Here is a 13,069-nt window from a genome sequence, read left to right on the forward strand (position 1 = left end):
TGCTTTGCCGGAAGCCTATCGCAAACGACTGAGAACCAGTAACAGCATAGAACGACTCAACGAAGAGCTACGTCGTAGGGAACGCGTTATACGGATATTCCCCAATGATGACAGTCTTATCCGACTGATGGGAGCAGTTCTGATGGAGCACCATGAAAAATGGTTGACCGGCAAAAAGTATTTCATAATGGATCGCTACTTTGATGAGAGAGAAACAGCAAGAAAAGAAGCGTTAGCAGAACGAGCAGCATACCTGCATGTTGTCACCTGATTCATGCAGATACCGGAAGACAATTTACACCAACTTTTTGGACTTGACTTTTTTATATAGGGGAAATAGTAAGCATAATAATATTTTTTATTGCTTTTTATGGTCTTATGGCCAGACGGAATATTTTAAAAACCGTCATAAGTCTGACGTTGCTTGAAACTGCCGCAATCATTTTTTTTATTTCTATTTTAAATAAACCCGCAGAATATATGCCTCCGATAGGTAGTAATTCGGATATTTCTATTATGGCTGACCCTTTGCCACAGGCTTTAATGATTACTGCTATTGTAATTGGCATTTCCGTAACAGCAGTAAACCTTACTTTATTTATCTCTTTATACCACAAATATCAAACAACAAATTGGGATAAAGTCAAATATCAGCAGATTAAGGAGCGTGAAAATGACTGAGCAACTTGCCATAGTATTTTTACCGCTTGCAGGCGCTACATTTATGTACTTTATGTCCGACCGTATCTCCAGATACTTTGCCATAGCAATACAGTTAGGAGTCGTTTTTCTGGCTGGCAGGATTTTTATTGAAGTTGGTAATTATGGTACACAGTTTTATTTTATAGGAAACTGGTATCAATCGATCGGTATTACACTTGCGGCAGACAGGTATAGTTCAGTAATGGTATTACTTACTTCTTTGATAATTTTGCTTCTGCTTTTGTTTGATTTACCAAAAGAGTATGTAAAAAAACAATTTATGATTTTGTTTTTATTTTTGGAAGCTCTTCTTGTAGGGATTTTTCTTTCAACTGACCTATTTAATATGTATGTACTGATTGAGGTTGCCACCATAGTAGTTACATTATTAATACTGTTTAATAAAGAAAAAAGATCAATTTATGATGGGCTGTTTTATATAATGATAAATATGGTGGCAATGACAATTTTTTTGTTTGGACTTGGTTTTCTTTATCGAGTTACAGGTGTTTTGGATATAATACGTATTCCTGAAATTATTTCTGAAATTGACCAGCCAAGAAGTCTTATTTTACCATTTGCTTTAATGGCTACAGCTGTTTCCCTCAAAGCCGCTTTGTTTCCACTATTCAGTTGGTTACCAAAAGCTCATGGAACACCAGGCGCTCCAATGGTGGTTTCCGCTGTTTTGTCTGGTCTTTATGTTAAAACAGGTGTGTTTCTGTTATTTCGATTAATAGATATGTTTTACTTTCTGAATATAGATATGTTTTTTCTAACTGTTGGTCTCTTAACCTCTTTTGCAGGTATTGTTTTTGCCCTAATACAAACTGATATCAAAAAAATATTAGGTTATAGTACGATTTCCCAAATAGGTCTTATTGTCTTAGGATTCAGTTTCGGAACTGATAATTCCAAGGCTGGTGCAATGTTTCATATAGTAAATCATGCTTTATTTAAATCTGCTTTATTCCTTACGATAGGGTTAATTTGTGAAAAGTATAAAACGAGAGACATCAGAAAAATAACGGATGTTTTCAGACGAATGCCAGTAATATCTTTTGCTGTTATTTTTGCAATGCTGGGTGTAACCGGAGCTCCCTTGTTTAACGGAAGTGTTTCTAAATATTTGATTAAAACCGATTTTAATGAAGGCTTTTTATCAATCAGTTTTATTCTTATCAATCTTGGCACAACAATATATTTTTTGCGGCTTAGTAAAATATTCTATTCTCCTGGAATTTTAGGTGTTACTGATGAAGTTAAGGTGCAAAAGCAAAACTCAGGGCATATCATATCCATACATAGAATTCCACCAATAAGAAAAACAGTTGTATTGATTTTTGGAATTTTTTGCCTTCTAACCGGTCTTGCAGGTGGTTATCTTACAGAACTATTTTTTGGACATAAAGTTAACTTATCAGTCAAAGTGTTTTTGGATAATCTATTTGCCTGGATTATTACGCTGGCAATTGGCTTCTTTTTATATCATCTTTTGAGAAACAAGCTCTCTAAATTACAAAAATTTCGTTTAATAGAACCGGGATTTAATCAGGTTTGTATGGGCATAGCTGTATACTTATTATCTCTGATTATTTATCTTATTATTGTAAATTAATGCAAAAAAGTGGCTTTTATTTCTTTTTTAAGATTAGATCTGACATTGTAGCAATAGGACACACGGTGCACCATGTACGAGGTTTATAAAGTAAAGAAAAAACAATACCAATAAAAGTAGTAGACATCATCATTGAAAAAAATCTGTAAGCCATATGAGTTAACCAATTCGCTGAATCAGAAAGTGTAAAAACTTGAAAAATACCAGAACGAATTGGGAAAAATAATAAAAATCTAGGATAATTCATTGCTGGCAAATGTCCAGTAGCTACTCTGATTGTTGTTACTGCGATCACTACAATATTAAATGCAAAATAACCCATGATTATCCATTTGACATTTCCATGTATAAAGCTTGATGGCGTTTTTTTGCCTTGAGCCAAAAATGTTCTCCCTGTGTGCGAAAAAAGACTTGCTCTGGGACAATAACCCTGACACCAGGTTTTTTTCTTATTGTGCCAAACCAGATATAAAGGAGTAATCATGCAAACCAAAGCTAGAAGAGATAAGTTAATATTAACAAAAGCAAGTGCAAAATAAATCAAAGTTCCTGCAAATAGAATTTTATGGTTTCTTAATTTTAAGTTCATGTTTAATCAATCTCCCATTGTGTTGGTAAATATAAATTTGTCTTATTCCCGCGCGACCAGAAGCAATTATAGAATTGTTGATGTCAAAAATCTGTGATGAAATTACAAAACAATAAATTTTTGCGATATTAGAAATGTCCACCTATATCAGAAGATTAGAATTAACAGTTTGTTCATCTCCTTCTAAAATCATGATCATAAACAAGCGATTAATGATTGTCGCAAAAGAAGGAGGAAAAAAAATGAAACGATTTTTAGTTCTGATTACTGCTATAGCACTCGTCATCAGCCTGCTAGCTGGTTGTGGTGGTAGTAGTGATCCTACTACAACTGCTGCAGGTGATGATGATGCAACTACAACTACTGCAGCAGCAGATGATTCAGACAAAACAGAAAATGATGGTGAACGTTCAAAGGTTATCATCTGGGATTATTTTGAAACAGATGCTCAAAGAGAAATGATGGCTGATCTGATAAGTGGTTTTGAAGCTGCTCAAGATAAATATACTGCTGAACATATTTATGTTCCTTTTGCAAACTTCAAAAATCAGCTGACTGTAGGATTGCAGTCAGGCGATTTACCTGATCTTATTATCATTGACAATCCCGATATGGCTTCTTATATTTCCATGGGATTGTTCGTTGATGTAACAGATGAAATTGCTGATATAGATTCAAGTGAATATTTCCAGGGTCCTTGGGCATCAACTATGCTTGATGGCAGAAACTACGGCATTCCTTTTGCTACAAACTGTACTGCTTTGTATTACAACAAAGATATGTTTGCTGCAGCTGGACTAGAGGAACCGCCTAAAGATTGGGATGAGTTTAAGGAATATGCCGAAAAATTAACTGATCCTGATAATAATGTATCTGGTTTCGGCTTGTCGGCAGTTAATACAGAGGAAGGCACATTCCAGTGTTTACCATGGCTGTATATGGCTGGTGGAACTTTTCTCGATACTGAAGCTGCCGCTGTAGAAACATTTACTTTATTCCAGGATATGATAGAAAGTGGAGCTCTGGCAAAAGAATCTATCAACTGGACACAATCTGATGTTAACAATCAATTCAAGAGCGGAACAATTGCTATGCAGCAAAATGGTCCTTGGCAGCTTCCAGGTATAGCTGCGGATGCTCCTGACCTTAACTTTGGTGTTTCTATAATGCCTTCAAACGTGACTTCATCATCTGCTTTAGGCGGAGAAAATCTCGGTGTTGTAAAAGGCAATAATCAGGATGGTGCAGTTGCTTTCTTAAAATATTATAACAATGACGAAGTAATGATTAATGCAATGAAAACATATGGATCTTTCCCACCAAAAGCTGAAGCAGCACAGAATAGTTTCTGGACAAATGATCCTTTGCAGAGTGCTTTCATCGATCAGCTTCAGACTGCCGTGCCTAGAGGTCCGTCACCAGCATGGCCTTCATATTCGACAGCTATATCAAGAGGTTTCCAGGAAGCAATGACTTCTGCTAAAACTCCTGAAGATGCTGCTAGAGACATGCAAGCGGCTATAGAAGCTGTCGATTAATATGACTTAACATAATACTATTTTCAAAAATGTAAAACATTAAAAGAGATATCAGGTCTTCTTACATAAGCGGTTAATCATTATTGAAATATTACAGGTAAGCAATGACTCCTGATTGTATCGCAACTGTAAGAGTCTGATATCTCTACCTATTTCTACTAAGTAACGAAAGGGGCCATTGTGAAATGAAATTAAAAAATCACAATAACCTGCATAGAAGCTTGTCTTCACAAAAATTCCTGGGATACCTCTTTACCTTGCCGGCTCTTATTTTTATGCTCTCTTTTATTGGTTATCCTATTATTCAAAATATTTTGCTAAGTTTCAAAAATATAGATGTATATACTTTTGCGCAACCTGATATGCAAAAATATATCGGTTTGGAAAATTATATAGATTTATTTACTAAACCGGGCGCTGTTTTGCCTGGTGCTATAGTACAATCCTTAATATTTACGGTTGGTTCGATTTTCTTTCAGTTTATTATAGGTTTTGGTCTTGCTTTGCTTTTTAGACATGATTTTCCAGGTAGTACCTTTTTTCGCGGAGTCAGTATGATTTCATGGCTTATACCTGTAACAGTAACAGGATTACTTTTTAAATTTATGTTCGGCGTAAATGGCGGAATTATTAATCAGTTATTGAGATCTCTTAATCTTATTCAACAACCTGTACAGTGGCTTTTACAACCCCATACAGCAATGATGGCTATAATTATTGCTAATATTTGGATAGGTATCCCTTTCAATATGATACTTATTCTTACTGGTCTCACTACTGTTCCAGATGACATTTATGAAAGTGCCAGTATTGATGGGGCAAATCCGATTCAGAAATTATTCAGGATAACTATTCCGATGATAAAACCAGCAATTATGTCGGTCTTAACATTAGGATTCGTATATACATTCAAAGTTTTTGATCTTGTCTGGGTAATGACAAAAGGCGGCCCTGTTAATGCTACAGATTTAGTATCTACTTTTTCTTACAAACTTTCCTTTGATGAATTTAAATATAGTCAAGGAGCCGCTGCAGCAAATGTTATGTTTGTAATTCTACTTATTGTAGGCTCGTTTTACACAAAAGTAATTAAAGATGATGAGGTGATGTGAAATGAGCATGGTAAGTAGTAACAACAAAACAAAATGGTTAAGATTTTTGCTGGGAATTTCAGTTTTTGTCATATTGATGTTTCCTCTTTATTGGATGATAGTGACATCACTTAAAACACAAATAGAAATATTTGAAGTTCCTACACCTCTTTGGCCTAGAGAATTAACTATTGAACCTTATACAAAGCAATTTACGAGTGCATATAGTGGAACTATGGTTGGGTTTAAAAACAGTGCCATAATTGCACTAAGCACCATGGTTATTTCAACTATTCTTTCAATTCCTGCAGCTTATGGTCTGGCCAGATTCAAATTTGGAGCTAAAAAAGCTTTTATTATGTTATTTCTTATAACTCAAATGCTTCCGGCAACTCTTGTATTAGTGCCACTTTATCAGATGTTTGCAAAATTAAGCTTACTAAATAATTTTATTGCACCAATAATTGCTGACTGCACTATTGGCATTCCTTTTTCTGTCCTTATACTGAGAACTTATTTTATTTCAATACCAAAAGAATTAGATGAGGCGGGACGTATAGATGGCTGTGGTCCCTTAAGGGCTTTTGTAAAAATAATGATTCCGATTGCCAGGCCAGGTGTAGTTGTTGCTGCTGTTTTTTCCTTTATGTTTGCCTGGGGTGATCTTATCTACGGTATGACTTTTATGACAAATCCCCTTCTAAGACCTATTACGTCAAGTATATATAATTATATTCAGCAATATCAGACTTTGTGGAATTTTACAATGGCATTTGGCCTGATAGCAATTTTGCCTGTGATTATTATTTTCACTTTTATGCAGAGGTATATAGTTAGTGGACTTACAAATGGTGCAGTTAAGGCTTAAATTATTTGAATAAACATAGTATTTGGGTAAAAACTGGGTCTCTTTGTTTCAAAGGACAAGGATCAGCTTATTTTACATTCAAAGCAATTCCAGGTTGCCCGTGGAATAATTGTGGCGAAAGTGAAATGGGTGTCCAGAGTCTTAGAAAATATTAAAGATTCAAGAGGAGGAGAAAATGAAAAAGTCAAAATTATTACAAAAAGCAATTGCATTTACACTTGCTTTGGGAATGTTACTTTCAATAGTTCCCAAAAATTTTGTTGATGCAAAAGAAGGACATGCCACTGATATCGGAAGACCAAATTTCAAAAATACTGAACAGCTGGATATAGCATATGATTTGGACGTTGACTACACAGCAGGAAGTATGTTGGAATCAATTTTTGAATCAGATATTAATAATGGAGGGGATTCTTTCTATATGGATAGAATCCTTGCAAGACCAGGTGTGGCTACAGGTGCCGCAGGCAGTAATGGAGCAGAGGATGGAAACACCTTTTTGACCAGAGGTCGTGCTCTATACATGTATACCAGTACTCCTTCGGTAATAGGATTTGGCGGCAATGTTGCCTATCATCAACCACTTGGTGGGAATCGAATGTACAGAGTTACTTTTTCTCAAGGTAATTCAGCTATCAATACAACAGAAAATACTGCAGCACGTGTGAATTCGCCAAGCCATTGGATTAGCGAATATAGTATAGGTTCTACAGGTGTAAAAGCAGAAATTTCAAAGTTCATCAGTCATCAGAATGTAGCTGTTACACTTGTAAAACTGGTCAATTCTGCTGACACTTCAGTAGAGTTAACACTAAATCTTGAATCCTCCTATGTCAATCGTAAAGCAAGTGTAGAAGTAGGAGGGCAAGCACAAAAGGAATTGATAGGTACAGTCAATTCTCCTTCGAATCTTACTACGATTACCACCAGATTGACTGGTGATCAGTTTGATTATATTGAAGGATCTTCAAATACGCTCGCTAGAACTGTAACAGTTCCTGCTGGTGGAAGTATTGATATCAAAACGTTAATGGCTTTCACGACTGAAGAGATTCCAGAATCAGCCGAAGACTATATTAGATTTGCGGGTATGGATAGCAGTACAGCATTAAAAACTCAAAAAGCAGAGTATAATGGCTGGTGGTATGAAAATATACCGTATATAGATGTTCCCAATAAAGCAATTCAGAAAGCAATTGATTATCGCTGGTGGCTGGAAAGATATAATTCTCTTGATGCCAACATACCTGGATATGATTATCAGTATCCGGTAACAATTGAAGGTGTTCTTGGATACAATAATGCAATTATTCTAACGCAGCCGATGCATCTGCAGGATATAAAATGGATGCGTACCCCTTATGAATCGTATGGATTGCTATTATCTGCAGGGAATTCATCGCAAAGCAGTGCTTTCCTTGATAACCCAGGCAATCGCAGCAATTGGAATAATCATTATGGACAATATTTAGCCACTGCAGGTCTAGAAACTTATCTTGTTAAAGGAGGAAATGAGCAGTTAATTAATACATTAGCTTATTACTTTGAACATGATGCCAAAGGGCAAATAGATCATTATGGTAATCATACAAGTGCTACAACACCAGAGAATTTTTTGATAGATTATCGTAGCAATTATATGACAGGTAATGATGCGGACACGATTTCAATGAGTTATCCTGGAGTAGGTACTTGGAAAACTCATGCGGAAAATGCCTATGTATTTGGCGCTGCCAATGCAGCCAGTCAAATGTATGGTCTGTCTGGTAATACAGCAAAAGAAAATGAACTTTCAGTATTAGCAGAAAATATTCGCGAAGATATTTTACATTATCTATGGTGCAACCAGTGTAATGCATTTGAGACAAGAGCTGTTAATCCAGGAACAAATTTCGTTGTACATAATCCTGATCAACCCAATTTGGTGCCTTGGAAAGAAAATAATAATTTTAACTACTTTAGCGAATATGTGGTGCCAACAGATCCAGAATCAATAGAAAAGTATGGAGTTGCACTGGAATATTTCAAGTATGCAGATGAATTCCCAATTTGGCCGTGTTACACAGCAAACCAGGTAGACAATGCAAAAGCTGTAGCTGCAGGGTTAAGACCTTCGAATAATTTCTCGAATATTAATTTTACTGTTCAAGCAAGAGCATATGAAGCTGCTTTGAGAACTTATGATCCTGAACATGAATATGTAACGCCTGAAATGCTTGAGCTTATGATTGAGTGGCAAGCCTGGAATATGTATCCTAATGGTGGTGATGTCACTTATCCGAATAACAATGAGTTCTTTAATATTGATAACAGAACCGAAGATACTTACTACCGTTCTTGGATTTATCATAATATTTTAGGTAATTATAATTATCTGTTTATAGAAAATATGGCAGGTGTACGTCCAAGAGCAGACGATATAATTGAACTTGATCCTATTGATTTTGGTTATGATCACTTTATGGTCAATAATATAAGTTATCATGGTCAGGATTTGACAATTGTCTGGGATGATCCTACAGATGACACAAAACATTATGGTGATTTGCCAGAAGGATTTGCTCTTTATGTAGATGGCAATCTAGTGTTACTTTCCGACAAACTTACTAAAATTGAATATGATCCAAAAAGTGGAACTGTAGTATGTGAAGATGACTCTGCAACTATTCAAAATTTGCAGCCTTCAAGCGTTCCAGTTGCAATTGATGTAGAGATTACAGAGAAAAATGTAATTGAAATGCTAAAAAAATCAGGTATAGAAACAGAATTCAATGCTGTTAACTACGCTGAAGGCGCAGAAGTAACTGCTTCCTATACTCCTTCTGTAGCCAGAGAAGCTGCGTGGGCAGAAAAACACCGTGCCGATGGCAATGATCCGACCTCTAAAGCTGTTAATGAAATGGCTCCAGAGCCACAGGCTGTTGTCGATGGCGTGACTGTAAATATGCCTTTTTGGGGTAATTATCAATCACCTAATCAAACTGATTGGCTTATAATTGATTTGAAACAACAAAGAACAATCGACATGATGAATATTTATTTCTATAATGATAGACAGCCCGGAGGATATGCCGAACCATCAAAATATTTACTTGAATATTGGGATGGAACAGAATGGCAGCATACTGAAAATCAGAATAGAAGTCCTGAAACAGTAAAAGCTAACTATAACAATAATAAGTTTACTCAGGTCACAACAGACAAGGTAAGGGTATCTTTTATAAACAGGCCTGGGCAATTTACATCGGTGACTGAAATCCAATTGTATTCTGAAGGTGGAGATCGTCCTGATATAGCAAATACTGCACCTGAAGTAGCTTTGTTTGAAGATATAAGCAAAGCCGGCAACCTTAAAACTGTACTGGTTGGTACAGTAAGAGACGATGGTATGCCATACAGCAGTACTTTGTCTTACAACTGGTCAGTTGTATCTAAACCTTCTTCAGATGCTTTAGTGTTCTTTAGCGGTTCAAATGAACTTCAAAAAACAGTATCAGTGTCTGTGCCAGGAGAATATACTATTAGATTGACGGCAGATGACGGTGAATTGTCAGGTTTCGCGGAATATACAGTTAATATCAGCCAAACAGGTGCAACAGATGATGTTGACGTTGCCCCTCAGGCAACACCAACTTCAAATTATACGGCAGGCTGGGAAAATATCAGCATGATAAATAATGTTGATAATAATCCAACAACATCTGCTCCTGGTGCAGGTAAAGGTTGGGGCAACTGGGGAACCAGTGCAACTCAGAACTGGATACAATACACATGGAATGACCCTGTTAACATATATAAACACGACATATACTGGTATGACGATAATGGTGGAACAAGAATTCCCTCAGCAATAGAAATGTTGTACCGTGACTCAGAGGGAAATTGGCAGCCTGTTGAGCTTATTACTGATTTCGCTGATGCGAGAGTAAGAAATACATATAATACTATTGAAACAGAGGCGGTAGTTACAGATGCTATTCGTATGAATGTAACTATGCCAGCTGCCGGAACAGGTATTTTGCGCTGGAAAGTTTATTCAACGCCTATAGAATCCCTTGATCCTGTATTCATTGGTCTTAAAACAGGTACTATGCCTGTTTTACCTGACACAATAGGTGCTCGAATAAAAGATGGTATATATGCCACTGCGCCTGTTGTCTGGGACGAAATAGCAGAAGACCAATTTCAAACAGATGGCACTGTGATTGTAAATGGGGTAAATTCAGCTAATGGGCTTTTTACAACAGCAACAATAACCGTCAGAAATGATATGGACGTTGCAAATATTACAGATGTTTTTGATACCGAAGCGACTACATATATCGGAATCAAACCGATTCTGCCTGCAGTTGTAAAAGTAGGCTACAATAATGGTGCAATAGATAATCAATCTGTTTCAGTTGTCTGGGATGAAATAGATCCTTCAGTCTTAAGTGAAAGCGGTCAGCATATACTTACGGGACTTGGAACTGTTGCAGGAACAGCGACCAAAGCTACATTAAAACTTAATGTTTTAGATACGGTTAATCGTGCAGCCCTAAGAGCAAAAGTTACGGAAGCCGCCTCCTTAAAAGAAATTAACTATACATCTGATTCATGGGCGTCATTTGAAACTGTTCTTGAAAATGCACAAATTGCCTTAAATCAAACAGATATAACTCAATCACAGGTAGACGATGCATTAGCTGCTCTTGAATTGGCAATAAATGAGTTGATCGAAAAACCCTATAATCAGGAAGATCTTATTTTGCATCTTCCATTTGACAAACAAGAAAATATAAAGACAATTCTTGATAAGTCAGATAACAATTATAGTGGAATAGAAGCTGAGCTTGGTGAAAACAACTGGGTAGAGGGCGTTGTAGGTGAAGCTTTGGCCTTTACTGGCAATAACTCCTGGTTTGAAATACCGGCAGGTAAAAATTTGGCAACACCAGATTTGACGATATCATATTGGATTAAACGTACTGATGTGCTTACAGGGAATAACGCTATTCTTTGGGCGAAAAATGATTCTACCTATAATGGCAATGGGTTTTATCATAATTATCCTGTAGGTGATAATTACTCTGCATTCTTTGTGGTAGACGGATTTAATGCTATATATGTAGATGAAAATCCGAATGAGTTCCTGCCGGAAGATGAGTGGACACATATAGCAATAACTTGGAATTCAGACAATAATGAAGGAAATATTTATAAAAATGGTGTTGCTCAAGAGATAAAAGTAATCGGAAGTCCAAGCAGCATTACAGGGTCGGATGATGCTGTAAACAGATTTGGTCTAAATGGATATCCAGCAGACAGCCAGTATCCTCTAAACATACAAATGGATGAGTTTAAGATTTATAAAATTACAGCGGATCAAGAAATGATTTCTGGATTGTATGATATTATTAATGATCCAGATCCAACCGATCCAGATCCAACAGATCCAGATCCAACAGATCCAGATCCAACAGACCCAGATCCAACGGATCCAAAACCAACAGATCCAAAACCAACAGACCCAGATCCAACAGACCCAGATCCAACCGATCCAGATCCAACGGATCCAAAACCAACAGATCCAAAACCAACAGAACCAACCAAGCCTACAGATCCGGTTAAACCTCAACCTGAAGAAGTTATAGAAAAAGAATTGACTGTAGAAAATAAGACGCAAACAAAAGTCACAGCCAAAGCAGATGAAAACGCCTTTGAAGAAGCTGTGATCATAGAGATAATTCAGGTTGATAAGGCAAGTGATGAAGGAATAGCCGCCCTAGAAAAGATAATGACCTTGGTAGAGGATTTTGATCAGGTATTATTGTTCGACATAAATGCATTGACAGAATCAGGACGAATAAAAGTACAACCGGCAGCAGGAACAAAAGTAATAATAACGATGGAATTGCCGGAAGGAATGGATCCTGAGCGAATAGCAATAGTACATATCAAAGATGACGGAACGGTAGAACTGCTGGAATGTGAAGTCAAAAATGGAGAAATAATATTTGAAGTAGATAGCTTCTCTGTTTTCGGAGTTGTAGAACTGGCAGCGGAAACTGATACTGAAGATACTTCTGTGGGCGGCTCGGATAACGAACTTCCCAAGATGGGTGAAAATGGTATTCCAAGTGTTATATATGTTCTGCTAGCAACGATTCTAATGTTAGCTGTGAACATATTAAGACTGCATTTTATTCGTCGTCAAAAATCTAAGGATATATGAAAGTGAATTAATCATACGGTACAAAAGGCTTCTTCCTCTTTTTTGAGGAAGGAGCTGTTGTCCTTTTACTTAGTTGTATATAATAAGGAAATCTTATTGATTCTAATGTATATAATAAAAATATGAGGGGATAATTAAAAAGTGCAAAACAGTAAAACAGGTCAAAAAATCACAAATTGGTATGGTAGGAAAAAATTATCTCAAAAATTATTTTTTTCATTTATTCTTGTATCACTTATCCCTATTTTTATTATTCAGTTTATCGCATACAATACCATCAGTGTAGATAAAGTCCGTATACTTGGTGTAAATTGAGAAATAAAAAAGAGCCACGAGCTCGCTTTCGGTATAATAGGTTTTGCGAAACTAACAACTGAAAGGAATGAGATCATGGCTCAAGTACATCTTACACTGGAAGACGAAATTCTTAAAGACCTTATGCTTGGAAA

The 13,069-nt window shown here is 36.4% G+C and carries 8 protein-coding genes; 7 read left to right on the forward strand and 1 reads right to left on the reverse strand.

What is annotated here, in order from left to right; all coding sequences use genetic code 11:
* From AC0KSB_RS04490 to AC0KSB_RS04500, 3 genes are all read left to right on the forward strand, one after another.
* On the forward strand, window positions 1-271 hold a 271-nt coding region (locus AC0KSB_RS04490; RefSeq protein ID WP_472307022.1), incomplete at its 5' end, for a transposase.
* Between the two features lie 74 nt (window positions 272-345).
* Complete coding sequence (locus AC0KSB_RS04495; RefSeq protein ID WP_472307029.1) at window positions 346-681, forward strand: sodium:proton antiporter; 336 nt, start codon at window positions 346-348, stop codon at window positions 679-681.
* Window positions 674-2,320, forward strand: a complete 1,647-nt coding sequence (locus tag AC0KSB_RS04500) for a complex I subunit 5 family protein (RefSeq protein WP_472307023.1) — start codon at window positions 674-676, stop codon at window positions 2,318-2,320. Before AC0KSB_RS04495 ends, AC0KSB_RS04500 begins: the two co-directional genes overlap by 8 nt.
* A 16-nt stretch (window positions 2,321-2,336) precedes the next feature.
* Here the strand turns inward: AC0KSB_RS04500 and AC0KSB_RS04505 are convergent, their stop codons facing one another.
* Window positions 2,337-2,909 (reverse strand): 4Fe-4S binding protein, encoded by a 573-nt coding sequence (locus tag AC0KSB_RS04505; protein ID WP_472307024.1) that lies wholly within the window; start codon window positions 2,907-2,909, stop codon window positions 2,337-2,339.
* Between the two features lie 242 nt (window positions 2,910-3,151).
* Here AC0KSB_RS04505 and AC0KSB_RS04510 point away from each other — a divergent pair, with 242 nt between their 5' ends.
* From AC0KSB_RS04510 to AC0KSB_RS04525, 4 genes are all read left to right on the forward strand, one after another.
* The gene (locus AC0KSB_RS04510; protein WP_472307025.1) at window positions 3,152-4,447 is read left to right on the forward strand and encodes a sugar ABC transporter substrate-binding protein; all 1,296 of its coding nucleotides are present in this window, start codon (window positions 3,152-3,154) and stop codon (window positions 4,445-4,447) included.
* A gap of 185 nt (window positions 4,448-4,632) precedes the next feature.
* Entirely contained in the window at window positions 4,633-5,559 is a 927-nt protein-coding gene (locus tag AC0KSB_RS04515; protein ID WP_472307026.1) for a carbohydrate ABC transporter permease, read from the forward strand.
* 1 nt (window position 5,560) lies between these two features.
* Window positions 5,561-6,406 carry a carbohydrate ABC transporter permease gene (locus AC0KSB_RS04520; protein WP_472307027.1) on the forward strand — a complete coding sequence of 282 codons (846 nt, stop codon included), beginning with the start codon at window positions 5,561-5,563 and terminating at the stop codon, window positions 6,404-6,406.
* Window positions 6,407-6,581: 175 nt separating this feature from the next.
* Window positions 6,582-12,620 carry a LamG-like jellyroll fold domain-containing protein gene (locus AC0KSB_RS04525; protein ID WP_472307028.1) on the forward strand — a complete coding sequence of 2,013 codons (6,039 nt, stop codon included), beginning with the start codon at window positions 6,582-6,584 and terminating at the stop codon, window positions 12,618-12,620.
* The last annotated feature ends 449 nt before the right edge of the window (window positions 12,621-13,069 follow it).

The sequence above is a fragment of the Ercella succinigenes genome, assembly GCF_900002895.1.

What these genes read in the sequence shown, in the direction of transcription:
- AC0KSB_RS04500 (WP_472307023.1), top strand. Translation starts at nt 674, where the DNA reads ATGACTGAGCAACTTGCCATAGTATTTTTACCGCTTGCAGGCGCTACA.
- AC0KSB_RS04505 (WP_472307024.1), bottom strand. Translation starts at nt 2,909, where the DNA reads ATGAACTTAAAATTAAGAAACCATAAAATTCTATTTGCAGGAACTTTG.
- AC0KSB_RS04510 (WP_472307025.1), top strand. Translation starts at nt 3,152, where the DNA reads ATGAAACGATTTTTAGTTCTGATTACTGCTATAGCACTCGTCATCAGC.
- AC0KSB_RS04515 (WP_472307026.1), top strand. Translation starts at nt 4,633, where the DNA reads ATGAAATTAAAAAATCACAATAACCTGCATAGAAGCTTGTCTTCACAA.
- AC0KSB_RS04520 (WP_472307027.1), top strand. Translation starts at nt 5,561, where the DNA reads ATGAGCATGGTAAGTAGTAACAACAAAACAAAATGGTTAAGATTTTTG.
- AC0KSB_RS04525 (WP_472307028.1), top strand. Translation starts at nt 6,582, where the DNA reads ATGAAAAAGTCAAAATTATTACAAAAAGCAATTGCATTTACACTTGCT.